Source organism: Mesorhizobium sp. BR1-1-15 (assembly GCF_020165475.1).
Classification (GTDB): Bacteria; Pseudomonadota; Alphaproteobacteria; order Rhizobiales; family Rhizobiaceae; genus Mesorhizobium.
The window spans coordinates 360188-377131 of the sequence record NZ_JAIUIF010000003.1; the positions used below are offsets into that span (position 1 = coordinate 360188).

The following is a 16944-nucleotide window of genomic DNA, read 5'->3' on the forward strand; positions in this document are numbered from 1 at the left end:
AATGAACGGGGCCTGCCGTTGCCAGCGGCTGTGCGACGGAAAGGATGATCCAGCTGTCCCGTATGCCTGTTTCTCCGCGCCTTGCCCCGTTCATCCCTTGCGGTGACCGGAAACGGCGTGATACCTCGCCGGCCGAGAACTCTTGTCGCGGAAACAGCAAATGTCGAAAACAAAAGACGTCAAGAAGGTCGTGCTCGCCTATTCCGGCGGCCTCGACACATCAATCATCCTGAAATGGCTGCAGACCGAGCTCGGCGCCGAGGTCGTCACCTTCACCGCCGACCTCGGCCAGGGCGGCGAATTGGAGCCGGCGCGCCGCAAGGCCGAGATGATGGGCATCAAGGACATCCGCATCGTCGACGTGCGCGAGGAATTCGTTGCCGACTTCGTCTTCCCGATGTTCCGCGCCAACGCCGTCTACGAAGGGACCTATCTGCTCGGCACCTCGATCGCCCGGCCGCTGATCTCGAAACACCTCGTCGAGATCGCAAAGGAGACCGGCGCCGACGCGATCGCCCACGGCGCCACCGGCAAGGGCAATGACCAGGTGCGCTTCGAGCTTTCGGCCTATGCGCTCAATCCCGATATCAAGGTCATCGCGCCCTGGCGCGACTGGTCGTTCAAGTCGCGCACCGACCTCATCAACTTCGCCGAGCAGCACCAGATTCCGGTGCCGAAGGACAAGAAGGGTGACGCGCCGTTCTCGGTCGACGCCAATCTCCTGCATTCCTCTTCCGAGGGCAAGGTGCTTGAGGACCCGTGGAGCGAGCCGCCGGAATTCGTCCATCAGCGCACCGTCTCGCCCATGGACGCGCCGGACAAGGTCACCGAGATCGAGATCGAGTTCCTGAAGGGCGATCCGGTCGCGCTCGACGGCAAGAAGCTGTCGCCGGCAACCATGCTCGCCGCCCTCAACGATCTCGGCCGCGACAACGGCATCGGCCGGCTCGACCTCGTCGAGAACCGCTTCGTCGGCATGAAGTCGCGCGGCGTCTACGAGACCCCCGGCGGCACCATCCTTATCGCTGCCCACCGAGCCATCGAATCGATCACGCTCGACAGGGGAGCTGCCCACCTCAAGGACGAGTTCATGCCGCGCTACGCCGAACTCATCTACAACGGCTTCTGGTTCGCGCCCGAGCGGCTGATGCTGCAGACGATGATCGACAAGAGCCAGGAGGATGTCGAAGGTACGGTGCGTCTGAAGCTCTACAAGGGCAATGTCATCGTTACCGGCCGCAAGTCGAAGAAGACGCTCTATTCCGACGCGCTGGTGACCTTCGAGGACGACCGCGGCGCCTACGACCAGAAGGACGCCGCCGGCTTCATCCGCCTCAATGCGCTGAGGCTGCGGACCTTGGCGGCGCGCAACCGCCGGGACTGACCGCTCTACCGGTCAGCGAACAGGAAACCCGGCAACGCGGCCGGGCTTTCTGCTGAAAAGCAATTCCAGGAAAGTGTGTACGGTTTTCCCGAGAAAAGCGCGCAGCGCTTTCCCTTGGGAATTGCGCAAAAACAAAGACATGAGCGGTTCGCCGTTTCCGTGAAACGGTGAACTGCCCTAACGATCACTCGCCATCGATCGCCGTGGCGATACGGGCGATGGCCTGTTGATAGACACTCGCCGAGTTCCAGCCGGCAATTGCACCCATATTCGACTGAGCACTCGCGCCGGCCTGCCAACCGTGCGCCTTGAGGAAGTTGGCCGTGGATGCCAGCGCGGTGCTCTTGTCGCGCAGGTTTCCGCTGCCCACCCCATATTTCAGGACATTTCCGGGCAGGAACTGCGTGTGGCCGATCTCGCCATGCATGGCCCCGACCGACGAGGCGGTCAACGTTCCGCGATCGACCAGCTTCAGCGCCGCAATGGCATGCGGCTGAAAGTAATCCGGACGGCGGCAGTCATAGGCAAGCGTCAAAATGGCGGACACCGTGTTCTGGTTGCCCATGGAGGCGCCGAAGCCCGTCTCCATGCCCCAGATGGCAAGCAGCACGCCCGGCGAGACGCCGTAGGTCCGTTCGATCTTGTCGAACAGCGCCGCATTCGATTTCTTCAGCGCCCGGCCCCTGGAAATGATCGCCGCCCCGCCGCGGCGCTTCATGAAGGCTTCCACCGAGCCGCTGAAAGCCTTGTGGATGGCGCGGTCCGCGGAAATGGTCCTGGTCGCGTAGGTCGCGCCGGCCAGGGCGGCCAGTCCTCTCGAACCCACGCCCTCGGCCCTGGCCTCCGCTGCGAAGTCCTGCTTCCAGGCATCGAAGCCGGCTCCGGTCTTGCCACAGCTGGCCGCCGCCTGTGCGCCCGTCGCCAGCGCAAGCATCGCCACCACAGTGGCCGCTGCAAACATCTTACCTTTGGCAAGAAATGCCATGTTGTTCTCTCCTGGTTGCCTGAATCACGTCCCGGCCGGAATTTGCCAGTGAAACGCGCACTTGTCACTGTCGCGCGCGCAAGCTGGCCAATGGAAGGGAATTTGCCTACGATCAAGCAAATATTGTGGCAAGAACCACCCATGGCCTGACGATCCTTGCGCCATGTTGCTCAATGACGTCACAGTCGGGAACGACGTCTGTCGGCCGGCGTTTTGCACGACGCGCCTTCCCCTGTTCCCTGGTCCGAGACCGAGATGAAACTCTTCGACTGTCCTCATTGCGGCCATCGTCTCTATTTCGAGAACGCCCGGTGCCTGAACTGCTCCAGTGCCGTGCTCTATGATCCGCAGCGCGCCTGCTTTGCCCTGTCCGGTGCCGACGGCGGCTCCCCATGCGCCAACGCCGACGAATGCGCCTGCAACTGGATGGCCGAGCCGGGACAGCCCTTCTGCCGCGCCTGCGCGCTCAACCAGCTGATCCCGGACCTCTCCGTCGACGGCAACCGCCGCCGCTGGATACGGGTCGAGGCGGCGAAGAAGCGCGCGGTCTATTCGCTGCTGGCTTTCGGACTGCCGGTGACGCCCAAGCGGAACCCCGCCGACGAGGCCGGCCTTGCCTTCGACTTCCTTGCCGATCCGATCGGCGGCGGCCCGGGCGGCGAGCGCATCCTGACCGGCCACGACAATGGCCTGATCACCCTCAACGTCGCCGAAGCCGACTCCGCCGAGCGCGAAAGGCGGCGCGTTGAAATGGGCGAGAATTATCGCACCTTGCTCGGCCATTTCCGCCACGAACTCGGCCACTACTACTGGGACCGGCTGATCCGCGACGATCCGCAAAGGCTTGACGCCTTCCGCGCGCTGTTCGGCGACGAGCGCACCGGCTACGAGCAGGCATTGAAGAACCACTATGCCAATGGTGCCCCACCCGACTGGCAGCAACGCCACATCTCGCCCTATGCCACCTCCCATCCCTGGGAGGATTGGGCCGAAAGCTGGGCCCACCATTTGCACATCACCGACACGCTGGAAATGGTCCATGCGCTGAACTTCCCGCTCGGCCGTCTGGAGACGGTGGAAGCCAACGAATTGCCGCAGGGCGACACCGGGGGCGTATTGCAGGCGGCGCCGTCCGAACCGACGCCTCCTCCCGAACCGTTCGAGAAGATCCTGTCGCGCTGGCTGGTGCTGTCGGAAGCCTCCAATTCCATCAATCGCTGCATGGGCCTGCCCGACCTCTACCCTTTCGTCATCTCGGATGTCGCGGCGCGCAAACTGGCCTTCGTTCACGACCTTCTGACCGGCCTGCCGCAAGAAACGGGAACAAATCGTGAGTTGGCTTCAACATTTTAGCTGGAACGCATGCGCCGCTCTCCCGTTTTCGCTGCCGAGGGACCATGAAACGGAGAGAAACCATGAAATCCGTATTGTTTCCCGCGGTCGCCGGAATGCTCGCGCTCTTCTCGGGCGCCGCCATGGCCGACACCCCCGTCTCCGCGATCACCGATCTCAACGTCCGCGCTGGCCCGGGCCCGCAATATCCTGTCATCGGCGTGCTCGCCGCCGGCCAGTCGGCGACGCTCAATGGCTGCATCGAAAACAGCAAATGGTGCACCATCGCCGAAGCCGGTGGCCAGGGCTGGGTTTATTCGGACTATGTGACGGCTGATTTCGGCGGCAACCGGGTCGTGTTGACGCGACGTCCGCTCGGCTCCAGCGTCGCCGTCGTGTCGCCGCCCGAGGGCTATTCCACCGATTACACCGGCTCGATCATCGCCGGCGAGCCGGTCGAGGACGCCATCCCGCAGCCTCCCGCCGAAGTCAGGACCTATGTCGACAGGCATCGCGTCGACCCTGTCTATCTTGAGGGCGAGGTGGTCACCGGGGCCGTATTGCCCGAGAGCGTCGAACTGCGCGAGATCCCCGATTACGACTACCGCTACGTCTATGTGAACGGCCAGCCGGCGCTGATCGACCCGCAGACGCGGCGCATCGTGTATGTGGTGCGTTGAGGCGGATAGGACACGGGGTTAATCACGGAGCATGCCTTTCGCCTGCCGGCAGGCAGGCGAGGGCGGCGTGAATGCGCCGAAGGCTGGCGGGGCGTACCGAACAGGAATGATTGCGCAGAACCGTCCGATCCCATAGATCATGCGACGCGAAGCACCAGCTTGCGAGAGAGCGTGATATCGGATCCTGCCGCCTTCGAGCATTATCGAAACACAGCCAACGAAAAGACGACCCTGCCGCGCCTGCTTCTCGGGACAGGGATCGTCGTCCTGTTCTGGGCCGTGTCGACGGCGGTCGTGCTGCTGGGCGGCACCTATGCCTTTTTCGCCTGGCGGACAGCGCAAGGCGCGGCTGCGCCCGCCGGCGGCATGCAGGGTTTCCTTGCGTCGCCAATCGGCATTCTCACCGCGCTGACGTCTTTCGCCGGCATCTGGATCGGCTTGTGGATCGCCATGCGCTGGGTGCATGGCGAGAAGCTGTCGGCGCTCCTCGGCAACAGCCGTCGCATTTCACGCTCGGGCTTCGTCAAGGGACTGGTCGCGGTGTTGGTCACGTCGCTTGTGTCCGAGGTCCTGCTCTACCTGATGCAGCCCGAGATCGCGCGCGGCTCGATCGCCCTGTCGTCCTGGCTGCTGTTCCTGATCCCGATTCTCGCGCTCACTTTTCTGCAGACATCATCGGAAGAGGTGCTGTTCCGAGGCTACCTGCTGCGCGGCCTTGCCTACCGGTTCAGGAGCCCGTTCGTCTGGGCGCTGCTGCCGGGCCTGCTGTTCACCTCGCTGCACTGGAGCGCGAACGCCTCGGCCGCCATCAACGCCTGCGTGCTGGTCTCGATCGCCGCTTTTGCACTGCTTCTGACGCTCGTCGTCTATGCCACCGGCAATCTCGGCGCGGCCCTCGGCGCCCATCTCGGCAACAATCTGACCGGCTTCCTGCTGATCTCGCATCAGGAGAGCTACAATTCCTTCGCCTTGTTTACCGCCAGACCACTCGAAGGGCTGGGCTGGGCGACGTCGGACGCGGTCCTCATCGCCATGATTGGCATCGCCTGCAGCCTGCTGACGGCCCTGCTGCTTTTGCATCCGCGCTCGCCGCTGAGCGTCTCGGCCGAACCTGCAGACGGAACGAAGGCGCCCTGATTGCTGCGCGGGGAGACCGGCGGAACGGTCCTTGTCTTGACTCCGCGGCCGTTTTCCTGTCTACAGCCCGAATTCCGCGACGAGTATCCCTCCGAGCAAGCCGACCAGGACGCCGAAGCCTCTTTGAGGCCAAGTGCTGTAAACAGATCCTGGAGGCCAACACCCGGCAGCGCTGTGCGCCCCCGGGTGCTTTTTGGTTTTGGCTTTTGCTTGCCACGAGACTTGGACACTTGGCGCGAACGCATTACCTCTCGGGCACCATCCGGTTGCCAGGGAAAAGGAAACAGAATGTTTGAATCACTTCAGGAGCGCCTTGGCTCCATCCTGAACGGCCTGACCGGCCGCGGCGCGCTGTCGGAGGCGGATGTCTCGGCGGCGCTCCGCGAGGTTCGCCGTGCGCTGCTCGAGGCCGACGTGGCGCTGGAAGTGGTGCGCTCCTTCACCGATAAGGTGCGCGAGAAGGCGGTCGGCGCGGCGGTGCTGAAGTCGATCAAGCCCGGCCAGATGGTCGTCAAGATCGTGCATGACGAACTGGTCGACATGCTCGGCGCCGAAGGCGTCGCCGTCGACCTCAACGCACCGGCGCCTGTCGTCGTCATGATGGTCGGCCTGCAGGGTTCCGGCAAGACGACGACCTCGGCCAAGATCGCCAAGCGGCTCACCGAGCGTCAGAACAAGAAGGTCCTGATGGCCTCGCTCGACACGCGGCGCCCCGCCGCGCAGGAGCAGTTGCGCCAGCTCGGCGAGCAGGTCAAGGTGGCGACGCTGCCTGTCGTCGCCGGCCAGAACCCGGTCGATATCGCCAAGCGCGCCGTGCAGGCAGCCAGGCTCGGCGGCCACGACGTGGTCATCCTCGACACTGCCGGCCGCACCCATATCGACGAGCCGCTGATGGTCGAGATGGCCGACATCAAGAAGGTGTCGGGCCCGCACGAGATCCTGCTGGTCGCCGACTCCTTGACCGGCCAGGACGCCGTCAACCTGGCCAAGAGCTTCGACGAGCGTGTCGGCATCACCGGACTGGTGCTGACCCGCATGGACGGCGACGGCCGTGGCGGCGCCGCGCTGTCGATGCGCGCCGTCACCGGCAAGCCGATCAAGCTGATCGGCACCGGCGAGAAGATGGACGGGCTGGAGGAATTCCACCCCAAGCGTATCGCCGACCGCATCCTGGGCATGGGCGACATCGTTTCGCTTGTCGAAAAAGCCGCCGAGAACATCGACGCCGAGCAGGCGGCGGCGATGGCCAAAAAGATGCAGTCGGGCAAGTTCGACCTGAACGACCTCGCCCAGCAGCTTCAGCAGATGTCGAAAATGGGCGGCATGGGCGGCATCATGGGCATGATGCCCGGCATGGGCAAGATGAAGGACCAGATGGCCGCCGCCGGTCTCGACGACAAGATGTTCGGCCGCCAGCTCGCCATCATCTCCTCGATGACCAAGGCCGAGCGCGCCAACCCCGACATTCTCAAGCACTCGCGCAAGAAGCGCATCGCCGCCGGCTCCGGCACCGACGCGGCCGAGATCAACAAGCTCTTGAAGATGCATCGCGGCATGGCCGACATGATGAAGGCGATGGGCGGCAAGGGCAAAGGCGGCGGCCTGATGCGCGGCATGATGGGCGGGCTCGCCTCCAAGATGGGCCTCGGCGGCATGATGCCCGGTGGCATGGGCGGCATGCCTGACCTCTCCAAGATGGATCCCAAGCAGCTCGAAGCCTTGCAGAAGCAGGCGCAGGCCGCCGGCATGAAGGGCCTGCCCAGCGGCCTTACCGGCGGCGGTGGCCTGCCCGGCTTGCCCGGCGGCATGAAGCTTCCCGGACTTCCCGGTCTCGGCGGCGGTGGCCTGCCTGGCCTCGGCAAGAAGAAGTGAGGACGCGATGAACGAGGAAAAGGACATGGCGGACGCCCGCACCATCCTGGCCGGCTACCGTGCTTCGATCGACAACATCGATGCCGCCCTCATCCACATGCTGGCCGAGCGCTTCCGCTGCACCAAGGCGGTCGGCCTGCTCAAGGCCGAGCATGGCTTGCCGCCGGCCGACCCGGCGCGCGAACAGCAGCAGATCGCCCGTCTTCGCCAGCTGGCGGATGATGCGCATCTCGACCCGGATTTCGCGGAGAAATTCCTCAATTTCGTCGTCCGCGAAGTGATCCGCCACCACGAACAGATCGCCGCTGCCAACGGCGTGACGAAAACCGGCTGAAACAAAGATTTAGCCGCAACCCAATCAACGAAATCAGAGCTTTTAGGAGATAAGAAATGGCACTGAAGATCAGACTGGCCCGCGCGGGCTCGAAGAAGCGTCCCTATTACCACGTCGTCGTCGCCGACGCGCGCTCGCCGCGCGACGGCCGTTTTATCGAGTCGCTCGGCTCGTGGAACCCGCTGCTGCCGAAGGACGGCGAGCGCGTCAAGGTTGACGCCGAGCGCGTCAAGCACTGGCTGTCGCACGGCGCCCAGCCGACCGACCGCGTGCTGCGCTTCCTCGACGAGGCCGGCCTCGCCAAGCGCGACGCCCGTTCCAACCCGAAGAAGGCCGAGCCCGGCAAGAAGGCGCAGGAGCGCGCCGCGCTTCTGAAGAAGGCGCAGGACGATGCCGCTGCCGCCGTCGCGGCGGCTGCGGCCGCGCCGGCCGAGGCGGAGCCCGCCACGGCCGAGTAATCGATCATCGATCGGCTTTTTCGAAACGGCGGGCCCTTAGCCCGCCGTTTTCTATTTCGAATTCATTGTGCGGATGCTGCCGCTCAATAGCCGCTCGGGCAACGATCGACATAGACATGGCCGCGGCTGTCGCGATAACGGCAGCGGCCCGGTTCGCTGGCCCGCCCGATCAGCGCGCCGGCCACGGCACCGACCGCGCCGCCGACCACGGCGCCCTGGACGGGATCGCCCGCCACCGCCGCGCCGACCGCTGCTCCGCCCAGGCCGCCGACGGCCGCGCCTTTTTCCGTCTGCGAACAGGCGCCAAGCGCTGCCGTCAGCACCAGAATGGTCATGATTTTCTTCATTGTCGTTCCTCTCTCACGGGGATCGCCGTCCTCGCCGCCATGTTCCTAACTCCCAGGCGGCCGATTTGATCCCTAGACATTGAAGGCCGGCGCTTCGCCGCGCCTGCCAAGGCCATGCCGATCTCCGGCAAGCATGTGAAATCGTTGATGTTCCCACGCCGCGGCGCAGTCTCTCGCCGGGTTGTCCGTGTAGCGCGCCGGCGTGGCTATCGGCGCGCTTCGGTCGCGTATATGAAGAGCCGGCGGGCGTGGCCCGTCAGACAAGAGCAGGCGAGATGGCCGGAGAGACAGATCTGAAGACATTGCTGGCGTCGATGATGCCGCAATTGATTGCCGGCATCCATGTCTTCGCCACGCTGCCGGCGGGTGTATCGGTTCCGGAAGGACTCGAAGCGGTCATGCTGTTTCGCGAATGCGAAGGCACGACATTGATCCTGCCCGAAGACGAGGCGCAGGCAGCCGGGCTGGAAGCCGTTTTCCGCTGCCGCATGATAACGCTGAACATCCATTCGTCGCTGGAAGCCGTCGGCTTCCTCGCCGCCATCACCGCACGCCTCGCCGCCGCCGGCATGGGCGTCAATCCCGTCTCCGCCTTCTATCATGACCATCTGTTCGTGCCGGTCGACCGGGCCGAGGAAGCGATGAGGTTGCTGCGGGAACTGGCGGCGGAAAATCGGACATAGGCCGGCGCCCCCCTCATCCGCCTGCCGGCACCTTCTCCCCATATAAGGACGGGGGGAAGGTGAGCTAACGGCCGAAGGCCGAGCCCGCGACTGCGGGCCGCCGGTCGTCCGGCGCCCTCGCGGAGGGCCAGCCGCGGCAGCGGCGGTGCGGCCCGCGAGCGAAAGCCAAACAGCCGTCAGGCTGCCTTCTTCTTCGGCTGGATCAGGCCGCGCTCGACCAGCAGTTCGGCGATCTGCACTGCGTTGAGGGCGGCGCCCTTGCGCAGATTGTCGGAAACGATCCACATCGACAGGCCGTTGTCGATGGTCGAATCCTCGCGGATGCGCGAGATGAAGGTGGCGTCCTCGCCGGCCGATTCCAGCGGCGTGATGTAGCCGCCGTCCTCGCGCTTGTCCAAGACCTGGCAGCCCGGCGCCTCGCGCAGGATGTCGCGCGCCTCGTCGGCGGTGATCGGGTTCTCGAACTCGATGTTGACCGCTTCCGAATGGCCGAGGAACACCGGCACGCGCACGCAGGTCGCCGTCAGCTTGATCTTGGGATCGAGCATCTTCTTGGTCTCGGCGACCATCTTCCACTCTTCCTTGGTGAAGCCGTCATCGAGGAAAACGTCGATATGGGGGATCACGTTGAAGGCGATGCGCTTGGTGAACTTCTTGACGTCGACCTGGTCGGCGACGAACACGGCGCGGGTCTGCGTGAACAGCTCGTCCATGCCTTCCTTGCCGGCGCCCGACACCGACTGGTAGGTGGCCACGACGATGCGCTTGATGGTGGCCGCGTCATGCAGCGGCTTCAGCGCCACGACGAGCTGCGCCGTCGAGCAGTTCGGGTTGGCGATGATGTTCTTGCGGGTGAACAGCGAGATCGCATCCGGGTTCACTTCCGGGACGATCAGCGGCACGTCGGCGTCGTAGCGGAAGGCCGAGGAATTGTCGATGACGACGCAGCCCTGCTTGCCGATCTTGGGTGACCATTCCTTCGAGACATTGCCGCCGGCCGACATGATGCAGATGTCGGTGTCGGAAAAGTCGTAGGTGTCGAGTGCGCGGACCTTCAGCGTGCGGTCGCCGAACGACACTTCCGTGCCCTGGCTGCGGCGCGAGGCAAGCGCCACCACTTCGCTGACCGGAAAACCGCGCTCTTCCAGTATGTTGAGCATTTCGCGGCCCACATTGCCCGTGGCGCCAACTACCGCAACCTTGAAACTCATAAAGATCTCCTATCCCTCTCCGCTTGGTTGTTGGAGAAAACCCGCCGGCCAGGTGCGGGTTCCGTCCCCCGGGCCGAACCCGGGAGAGGGTGGTCAGGCCAAGGGAATCACACCGTTTTGGTGGTGGTTTTGGCCGTTACTTTGCTGGAACGGGGGAACGCGCCGAAACGCCCGGCGCAATGATGCTCATTGCGGCTGGGGGCATCGAATGCAAGAAGAGCCATCAAAAGGCCGCGCATCGAAAAACGATCCCGTTCGAAGCGGGCTTTTACGCGGTTTGCGGCAGGAGTCAATCAGTGGTGTTTCTTCCTTCCCTCCTTGCGGGAGAAGGGAAGGCGGTGCCGCCTGCCCTGTACAAGAGCGGCGCCAGCAAGTACGAACGGGCGAGATCGTCTGGCTGGCGCTGCGCCAGCCCTGTATGTGCTCCATGATGAGCGCAAGCCCTGAATTCCGAAAGAGTGAGATGTCCAACTTCGAAGCACTTGTTCCTGCGCTGGCAAAGGCGCTGGAAAAACGCGGCTATGCCGAACTGACGCCGGTGCAGAAGGCGGTCCTGGAACTTGGCCAGGCCGACGCGCTGGTGTCGGCGCAGACCGGCTCCGGCAAGACGGTGGCCTTCGGCCTTGCCATGGCGCCGACGCTCCTCGGCGGCGCCGACCGCTTTGCCCATGCCGCGGCCCCGCTGGCGCTGGCGGTGGCGCCGACGCGCGAGCTGGCGCTGCAGGTGACGCGCGAACTGGAATGGCTCTACGAGCTGACCGGCGCCACGGTCGCCTCCTGCGTCGGCGGCATGGACATGCGCACCGAACGGCGCGCGCTGGAGCGCGGCGCCCATATCGTCGTCGGCACCCCCGGTCGGCTGCGCGACCACATCACGCGGAACTCGCTCGACATGTCGGCGCTGAAGGCGGTGGTGCTGGACGAAGCCGACGAGATGCTCGATCTCGGTTTTCGCGAGGACCTGGAATTCATCCTCGACGCCGCCCCCGCCGAGCGCCGCACGCTGATGTTTTCGGCCACCGTGCCGCGCTCCATCGCAACCCTCGCCCAGGGCTATCAACGTGACGCCGTGCGCATCTCGGCCGCCGGCGAGGAGAAGCAGCATCTCGACATCGAATACCGGGCGCTCAGCGTCGCCCAGGCCGATCGCGAGAACGCCATCATCAATGTGCTGCGTTTCTACGAGGCGAAAAACGCGCTGGTGTTCTGCAACACCCGTGCCGCCGTCAACCATCTCACCGCACGCTTCAACAACCGCAATTTTTCAGTCGTCGCGCTCTCGGGCGAGCTCAGCCAGAACGAACGCAGCCACGCGCTGCAGGCGATGCGCGATGGCCGCGCCAAGGTCTGCATCGCCACCGACGTCGCGGCGCGCGGCATCGACCTGCCCAATCTGGAGCTGGTCATCCATGCCGACCTGCCGACCAACCCGGAAGCGCTGCTGCACCGAAGCGGCCGCACCGGACGCGCGGGTCGCAAGGGCGTCAGCGCGCTGATCGTGCCCAACAGCGCCCGCAGGCGAACCGAACGCCTGCTGGCGAGCGCAAAGCTGACCGCGACATGGGCAAGTCCGCCATCCGCCGACGACGTGATCCGCCGCGATGACGAGCGCATCCTTGCCGATCCCACCTTCGATGAACCGGTGAAGGACGACGAACGCGGCTTCATCGACGCGCTTCTCGCCAAGCACGGCGCCGAGCAGGTGACGGCCGCCTTCGTGCGGCTGTGCCGCTCGAGCCGCTCGGCGCCAGAGGATCTGATGGACGTCGCGCCGTTCACGCCGTCGCGTGAAAGACCGGCGGGCGAAAACTTCGCGCGCCGCGACGAGGCGCCCAGCCGCCGCGACGATTTCGGCGCCAGCGTCTGGTTTTCGCTGTCGGTCGGGCGCCGGCAGAATGCCGAGCCGCGCTGGCTGATTCCGATGCTGTGCCGCACCGGCAGCATCACCAAGCGCGAGATCGGCGCCATCAAGATGCAGCCGGAAGAGACCTTCGTGCAGATCGCCGCCGACTGGGCCGACCGTTTCCTCGCCGCCGTTGGTCCCGACCGCAAATTGCAGGGTAACATCGTGGTGAAACGGCTGGACGGCATGCCGGACCTGTCGCGCGCCGGCTACCAGCCGCCAGGTCCGGACAAGAAACCGCATCGCGGCAAGGCGCCGTTCGACCCGAACGCGCCGAAGCGCAAATTCGAGAAGCGCGCGCCGGCTGGCGACCAGCGCCCCGCCGCATCGGACGCGAAGCCCTGGGCGAAAAAGCCGGGCAAGCCGAAATTCGACAACGCCGGACCGCCGAAACACAAGAAGGCGAAGAAGCGGCCGAGCTGATATCTCCCGGCCATATCGTCACGATGCTGTCGGGCCAGCCGTCGCATTTTCATGCCCGCCCCTTGCGATCCGCCGGAACTTTGAACAGTCTGGTCGGGCGTTCGGGGGGTCGGGGCATGCGCGGCGAAGTTCTTCACTATGACGAGACCCAGGGCTTCGGCTTCATCACCGGGGCGGATGGCGAGCGCTATACGTTCGCGCGTGAGGATCTGCGCCGCGAAATCGCAATTGCCCGAGGCACGGCCGTTGAATTCCAGCCCGGCGGCGGTCAGGCGCGCGACATCTTCCCGGCCGGCGCCCAATCCGCGCCTCCAACCGGCGTGGCCGCCGCCGCCCATGCGCGAACCGGTGCGTCCGTCTCTTCCGCTGCTCAAATCGCACAGCCGCGGCATTTTGGCCGCGCCGCCAGCACCGGGCCGGCCGAGCCCGGCCTGTGGGGTTATTTCTGGCGCGGCATCACCGAGAATTATTTCAACTTCACCGGCCGCGCCCGCCGCAAGGAATACTGGGCCTATTGCCTGTTCTGGTTCGTCGCGCTGCTGGCAGTGACCGGCATCGGCATTTTCGCCGATGCCGCGATGGGCAATCTCGACGACGCTGAAATGCCGGCGGTGACGATTGGCCTGTTCGGCCTTTTCCTACTTGCGACCTTTCTGCCTGGCCTCGGCATGACCGTGCGTCGCTTGCACGATATCGGCCTGACCGGCTGGCTTTTCCTGGTGATCCTGATCCCCACCATCGGCAGCCTGATCATCCTGGTCTTCGCGCTCATCCCGACCCAGGCCCGGGAGAACCAGTGGGGACCGGTGCCGGCGGGCGCCAGAACGTAGCTCTGCGTGCGTATTGCAATTATATGCAACCTTGAGTAGCGTATCGCGACGCAATGTGAAATGGGGCAGAGCATGCGCGGGACGGTGTTCCACTATGACGAAGGCCAGGACTACGGTTACATCAACGGAACCGACGGCAAACGCTACATCTTTTCCCGTATCGATTTCAGCCTGGAACTGCCCCTCGACAAGGGTACCCTTGTCGAGTTCCAGCCGGGCGACGGCACGGCGCACAATATTGTCGCCACGGCCTCGGCCGCATCGTCGTCAACCACCAATCAGCCACGGCAGACCAGCCGTTCTGCCCGAAGCCGGCCCGCCTACTCCACAGGGTTGTGGGCTTATTTCTGGCGCGCGGTGATCGCGGATTATGGCAATTTCACCGGACGCTCCCGCCGCAAGGAATTCTGGGCCTTCTGGCTATTCTACACCCTCGGGGTGCTCGCGCTTTTCGGCTTCGGGATACTTGTTGAACTGGCGATCAACGGCTTCGAAACCAACGCGGACAGGACGCCGATGGGGTTCATAGGGTTCATACCCCTACTGGTGTTCCTTTCGGGATTGATCCTGCCTTGCATTGCGCTCCTCGTACGGCGTGCGCATGACGCCGGCCTGAGCGGCTGGTTTGCCCTGCTTTGCTTCATCCCGCTCATTGGCGGCATCGCCGTGCTAGTCTTCGGGCTTATGCCGCCTCAGCTGGGCGAAAATCCTTGGGGACCGGTGCCGGCGGGCGTCAGGGTCTGACCGCCCCCAGCGCCTCGCCCGAAAGCCTGAGAAAGATCTTCTGACCGTGGCGTTCGCCAAGCCGGTCGTAGAAGCGCAGCGCGCCTTCGTTCCAGTCCTCGGTGGTCAGGTCGATGCGGCCGATGCCGTTGCGTCGGCAATGGTCGGCGAGAAAGCCGACCAGCGCCCGGCCGACCCCAGCGTTGCGAGCCTTGTCGCGCACGAACAGATCCTTGAGGAACAATAGCCGCTCGAGGTCGATGCCGGGATGCGCGATCGCTACCGACGCCAGGCCGCTGATCTCGGCCCCGATGAAGGCCAGCGCGAAATGCGGATAGGCCGGGCTTTCCTCATCCAGCCATTTGCGTGCCGCCGACAAGGCGCGCTCGTGGTCGAGCGGCGGCTGCCGGTAGTGCACCGCCATGTCGCACAGCATTGTGGCGAGCGCCGTCGCGTCGCCGGTCGTCGCCCAGCGGACGTCGACCGTCATGGGCTCAGCCCAGGAACTTGGCGATGATCGCGTCGCCCATCTCGACCGTGCCGACCTCGGTCATGCCAGCCGAGAGGATGTCCTTGGTGCGCAGCCCGTCGTCCAGCACGGCAGCGATTGCCGCTTCGAGCTTGTCGGCTTCATCGACCATGGCGAAGGAATAGCGCAGGCACATGGCGAAGGAAGCGATCATGGCGATCGGGTTGGCGATGCCCTTGCCGGCGATATCGGGCGCCGAACCGTGCACCGGCTCGTAAAGCGCCTTGCGCTTCTTGGTCTTGGCATCAGGCGCGCCGAGCGAGGCGGAAGGCAGCATGCCGATCGAGCCGGTCAGCATGGCGGCGATATCGGACAGCATGTCGCCGAACAGGTTATCGGTGACGATGACGTCGAACTGCTTGGGCCAGCGCACCAGTTGCATGCCGCCGGCATCGGCCAGCATGTGGTCGAGCTTGACGTCGGAATATCGGGCCTTGTGGGTCTGGGTGACGACCTCGTTCCACAACACGCCGGACTTCATGACGTTGCGCTTTTCCATCGAGGTGACATGGTTCTTGCGCGTGCGCGCCAATTCGAAGGCGACGCCCGAAATGCGCTCGATCTCGAACGTGTCGTAGACCTGGGTGTCGATGCCGCGCTTCTGGCCGTTGCCGAGATCGATGATCTGCTTGGGCTCGCCGAAATAGACGCCGCCGGTCAGTTCGCGCACGATCAATATGTCGAGGCCTTCGACCACCTCTTGCTTCAGCGAGGAGGACGCCGCCAGCGCCGGATAGCAGATCGCGGGCCTGAGATTGGCAAACAGCTCCATGTCCTTGCGCAGGCGCAGCAGGCCGGCCTCGGGGCGAACCTCGTAAGGCACGGCATCCCATTTCGGCCCGCCGACGGCCCCGAACAGCACGGCGTCGGCGGCAACAGCCTTTTCCATGTCGGCATCGGAAATCGCGGCACCATGTGCATCGTAGGCGCAGCCGCCGACCAGCCCCTCGTCGGTGGCGAAGCCGCTGCCGAGCCTCTCGTTCATGGCCGTTATCAGCTTCTTGACCTCGGCCATGGCCTCGGGCCCGATGCCGTCGCCGGGGAGCAAGAAGAGATGTTTCGAAGCCATGGAGAGCCGTCCCAGAAAGAATGCGTTTCGATTTTGCACAGCATCCTTTGCGCGCCAATGAGGCGCGCGGCGCTGTGCGACCGCGGCCTTGCTAAACGCCAAGCGGTTGCGACGCAAGGAGGAACAATTGGCGAAGGCGGCTAAGCGCGTAATCTCCCCCCTTGAGGGGGAGATGGCCGCCAGGCCAGAGGGGGGCGCTGTCCCGCCAGCATGTCCAGGTCAGCAGTCGCCTCGGCGCTTTGCAGATATTCACCGATGCGAGAGAATGTTGACCAGCCGGCCGAAAGGATCGCGCACATAGAAGCGCCGCACGCCCCAAGGCTCGTCGGCCGGTCCGTATTCGATGGCGAAGCCGGCTGCCTTCATGGCGTCGAGTGCGGCATCAACGTCGTCGACCTCGATCGACAGGTCCGGCACCGGCGTGCCCGACCCGCCTTGCGCCATGAAGCTGACCTGTACCTGCATCCTTTCCTCGGACCCGTAGGTGACGATCCAGCCTTGATCCATGAGCATATCGAGGCCGAGCAGGTCGTGGTAGAAGCGCCTCGCCGATGCCGCATCCTTTGTTTCGATATTGGCTACGATGCGCCGCACCTTCATGGCATTGGCCTCCTCAGTCTGTGCGCCGAAGCGCCGTCACCTCGATTTCGATCTTCATCTCCGGTCTGTTGAGCTGGCACACGATCATCGTCGCCGCCGGCCTGATCTCGCCGAACGCTTCGCCGAGAATGGGGAACACCACGTCGACGAAGGCCTGGTCGGTTATGTAGTAATGCGCGCGCACCACATCCTCCATATCGAAGCCGCCGTCCAGCAAGGCTTTGGCGATGGTTGCCAGGCAGTTGCGCGTCTGGGCCTCGACTGTTTCCGGCATCGTCATCGAGGCATAGTCATAGCCGGTCGTTCCGGACACGAAACACCAGTCGCCCTGCACCACGGCGCGCGAATAGCCGGCGGTCTTCTCGAAGGGCGAACCGGTGGAGATCAGCTTTCGCATGGCATCCTCGCAAAGGGGTGTTGGCAACCACTTTGCGGGCAAAAGCC

Annotated in this window: 19 protein-coding genes; 11 read left to right on the forward strand and 8 right to left on the reverse strand. The window is 64.5% G+C overall.

The features are described 5' to 3' along the window. Positions 1 to 160 precede the first annotated feature (160 nt). Positions 161 to 1384: an argininosuccinate synthase gene (locus LB541_RS07995; protein WP_140492178.1), complete on the forward strand. Its 1224-nt coding sequence runs from the start codon at positions 161 to 163 to the stop codon at positions 1382 to 1384. 184 nt (positions 1385 to 1568) lie between these two features. Here the strand turns inward: LB541_RS07995 and LB541_RS08000 are convergent, their stop codons facing one another. Beyond that, the gene (locus LB541_RS08000; protein ID WP_140514033.1) at positions 1569 to 2369 is read right to left on the reverse strand and encodes a lytic transglycosylase domain-containing protein; all 801 of its coding nucleotides are present in this window, start codon (positions 2367 to 2369) and stop codon (positions 1569 to 1571) included. Between the two features lie 255 nt (positions 2370 to 2624). Between LB541_RS08000 and LB541_RS08005 the strand changes: the two genes are divergently transcribed. The 6 genes from LB541_RS08005 to rpsP all read left to right on the forward strand — a co-directional run bounded on the left by LB541_RS08005 (position 2625) and on the right by rpsP (position 8182). After that, a complete protein-coding gene (locus tag LB541_RS08005; RefSeq protein ID WP_140514034.1) occupies positions 2625 to 3722 on the forward strand; it encodes a putative zinc-binding metallopeptidase in 1098 nt (365 codons plus the stop codon). A 62-nt stretch (positions 3723 to 3784) separates the two neighbouring features. Further along, positions 3785 to 4381 carry a DUF1236 domain-containing protein gene (locus tag LB541_RS08010; protein WP_224618140.1) on the forward strand — a complete coding sequence of 199 codons (597 nt, stop codon included), beginning with the start codon at positions 3785 to 3787 and terminating at the stop codon, positions 4379 to 4381. A 171-nt stretch (positions 4382 to 4552) separates the two neighbouring features. Next, the gene (locus tag LB541_RS08015; protein WP_224618141.1) at positions 4553 to 5518 is read left to right on the forward strand and encodes a CPBP family intramembrane glutamic endopeptidase; all 966 of its coding nucleotides are present in this window, start codon (positions 4553 to 4555) and stop codon (positions 5516 to 5518) included. 288 nt (positions 5519 to 5806) lie between these two features. Next, positions 5807 to 7390 (forward strand): signal recognition particle protein, encoded by a 1584-nt coding sequence (ffh, locus tag LB541_RS08020; RefSeq protein ID WP_140625367.1) that lies wholly within the window; start codon positions 5807 to 5809, stop codon positions 7388 to 7390. Positions 7391 to 7397: 7 nt separating this feature from the next. After that, positions 7398 to 7724: a chorismate mutase gene (locus tag LB541_RS08025; protein WP_140492160.1), complete on the forward strand. Its 327-nt coding sequence runs from the start codon at positions 7398 to 7400 to the stop codon at positions 7722 to 7724. Positions 7725 to 7780: 56 nt separating this feature from the next. Further along, positions 7781 to 8182 carry a 30S ribosomal protein S16 gene (gene rpsP / locus LB541_RS08030; RefSeq protein WP_140492156.1) on the forward strand — a complete coding sequence of 134 codons (402 nt, stop codon included), beginning with the start codon at positions 7781 to 7783 and terminating at the stop codon, positions 8180 to 8182. Positions 8183 to 8265: 83 nt separating this feature from the next. On the opposite strand, the gene LB541_RS08035 is transcribed toward rpsP, so the two are convergent. Next, a complete protein-coding gene (locus LB541_RS08035; RefSeq protein WP_140492153.1) occupies positions 8266 to 8529 on the reverse strand; it encodes a YMGG-like glycine zipper-containing protein in 264 nt (87 codons plus the stop codon). Between the two features lie 275 nt (positions 8530 to 8804). On the opposite strand from LB541_RS08035, the gene LB541_RS08040 reads away from it, so the two are divergent. Further along, positions 8805 to 9212, forward strand: coding sequence for an ACT domain-containing protein (locus tag LB541_RS08040; RefSeq protein WP_140524566.1), 408 nt, complete (start codon positions 8805 to 8807; stop codon positions 9210 to 9212). 176 nt (positions 9213 to 9388) lie between these two features. Here LB541_RS08040 and LB541_RS08045 read toward each other — a convergent pair whose 3' ends face one another. Together LB541_RS08045 and LB541_RS08050 are read right to left on the reverse strand one after the other, a co-directional pair. Beyond that, positions 9389 to 10423: an aspartate-semialdehyde dehydrogenase gene (locus LB541_RS08045; RefSeq protein WP_224618142.1), complete on the reverse strand. Its 1035-nt coding sequence runs from the start codon at positions 10421 to 10423 to the stop codon at positions 9389 to 9391. A gap of 107 nt (positions 10424 to 10530) precedes the next feature. Continuing rightward, complete coding sequence (locus LB541_RS08050; RefSeq protein WP_224618143.1) at positions 10531 to 10716, reverse strand: hypothetical protein; 186 nt, start codon at positions 10714 to 10716, stop codon at positions 10531 to 10533. A gap of 170 nt (positions 10717 to 10886) precedes the next feature. Here LB541_RS08050 and LB541_RS08055 point away from each other — a divergent pair, with 170 nt between their 5' ends. The 3 genes from LB541_RS08055 (at position 10887) to LB541_RS08065 (ending at position 14323) form a co-directional block, all read left to right on the forward strand. Further along, positions 10887 to 12749, forward strand: a complete 1863-nt coding sequence (locus LB541_RS08055) for a DEAD/DEAH box helicase (RefSeq protein ID WP_224618144.1) — start codon at positions 10887 to 10889, stop codon at positions 12747 to 12749. 116 nt (positions 12750 to 12865) lie between these two features. Then, on the forward strand, positions 12866 to 13579 hold the full coding sequence (locus tag LB541_RS08060; protein WP_140524562.1) for a DUF805 domain-containing protein: 714 nt from the start codon (positions 12866 to 12868) through the stop codon (positions 13577 to 13579). Between the two features lie 72 nt (positions 13580 to 13651). Then, positions 13652 to 14323 carry a DUF805 domain-containing protein gene (locus tag LB541_RS08065; RefSeq protein ID WP_140625365.1) on the forward strand — a complete coding sequence of 224 codons (672 nt, stop codon included), beginning with the start codon at positions 13652 to 13654 and terminating at the stop codon, positions 14321 to 14323. Here LB541_RS08065 and LB541_RS08070 read toward each other — a convergent pair. From LB541_RS08070 to LB541_RS08085, 4 genes are all read right to left on the reverse strand, one after another. After that, on the reverse strand, positions 14313 to 14792 hold the full coding sequence (locus tag LB541_RS08070) for a GNAT family N-acetyltransferase (protein ID WP_140625364.1): 480 nt from the start codon (positions 14790 to 14792) through the stop codon (positions 14313 to 14315). The two genes, LB541_RS08065 and LB541_RS08070, sit on opposite strands and share 11 nt — an antisense overlap. Before the next feature lie 4 nt (positions 14793 to 14796). Beyond that, on the reverse strand, positions 14797 to 15900 hold the full coding sequence (gene leuB, locus LB541_RS08075) for a 3-isopropylmalate dehydrogenase (protein WP_224618145.1): 1104 nt from the start codon (positions 15898 to 15900) through the stop codon (positions 14797 to 14799). A 249-nt stretch (positions 15901 to 16149) separates the two neighbouring features. After that, positions 16150 to 16500: a VOC family protein gene (locus LB541_RS08080; RefSeq protein ID WP_140625362.1), complete on the reverse strand. Its 351-nt coding sequence runs from the start codon at positions 16498 to 16500 to the stop codon at positions 16150 to 16152. Positions 16501 to 16513: 13 nt separating this feature from the next. After that, complete coding sequence (locus LB541_RS08085) at positions 16514 to 16897, reverse strand: RidA family protein (RefSeq protein ID WP_140625361.1); 384 nt, start codon at positions 16895 to 16897, stop codon at positions 16514 to 16516. Between the last annotated feature and the right edge of the window lie 47 nt (positions 16898 to 16944).

Coding starts and splice junctions, on each gene's coding strand:
- leuB (WP_224618145.1), bottom strand. CDS start 15,900: ATGGCTTCGAAACATCTCTTCTTGCTCCCCGGCGACGGCATCGGGCCC.
- LB541_RS08000 (WP_140514033.1), bottom strand. CDS start 2,369: ATGGCATTTCTTGCCAAAGGTAAGATGTTTGCAGCGGCCACTGTGGTG.
- LB541_RS08085 (WP_140625361.1), bottom strand. CDS start 16,897: ATGCGAAAGCTGATCTCCACCGGTTCGCCCTTCGAGAAGACCGCCGGC.
- LB541_RS08005 (WP_140514034.1), top strand. CDS start 2,625: ATGAAACTCTTCGACTGTCCTCATTGCGGCCATCGTCTCTATTTCGAG.
- LB541_RS08055 (WP_224618144.1), top strand. CDS start 10,887: ATGTCCAACTTCGAAGCACTTGTTCCTGCGCTGGCAAAGGCGCTGGAA.
- LB541_RS08010 (WP_224618140.1), top strand. CDS start 3,785: ATGAAATCCGTATTGTTTCCCGCGGTCGCCGGAATGCTCGCGCTCTTC.
- LB541_RS08045 (WP_224618142.1), bottom strand. CDS start 10,423: ATGAGTTTCAAGGTTGCGGTAGTTGGCGCCACGGGCAATGTGGGCCGC.
- LB541_RS08040 (WP_140524566.1), top strand. CDS start 8,805: ATGGCCGGAGAGACAGATCTGAAGACATTGCTGGCGTCGATGATGCCG.
- LB541_RS08080 (WP_140625362.1), bottom strand. CDS start 16,500: ATGAAGGTGCGGCGCATCGTAGCCAATATCGAAACAAAGGATGCGGCA.
- LB541_RS08060 (WP_140524562.1), top strand. CDS start 12,866: ATGCGCGGCGAAGTTCTTCACTATGACGAGACCCAGGGCTTCGGCTTC.
- LB541_RS08035 (WP_140492153.1), bottom strand. CDS start 8,529: ATGAAGAAAATCATGACCATTCTGGTGCTGACGGCAGCGCTTGGCGCC.
- LB541_RS08025 (WP_140492160.1), top strand. CDS start 7,398: ATGAACGAGGAAAAGGACATGGCGGACGCCCGCACCATCCTGGCCGGC.
- rpsP (WP_140492156.1), top strand. CDS start 7,781: ATGGCACTGAAGATCAGACTGGCCCGCGCGGGCTCGAAGAAGCGTCCC.
- LB541_RS08070 (WP_140625364.1), bottom strand. CDS start 14,792: ATGACGGTCGACGTCCGCTGGGCGACGACCGGCGACGCGACGGCGCTC.
- ffh (WP_140625367.1), top strand. CDS start 5,807: ATGTTTGAATCACTTCAGGAGCGCCTTGGCTCCATCCTGAACGGCCTG.
- LB541_RS07995 (WP_140492178.1), top strand. CDS start 161: ATGTCGAAAACAAAAGACGTCAAGAAGGTCGTGCTCGCCTATTCCGGC.
- LB541_RS08065 (WP_140625365.1), top strand. CDS start 13,652: ATGCGCGGGACGGTGTTCCACTATGACGAAGGCCAGGACTACGGTTAC.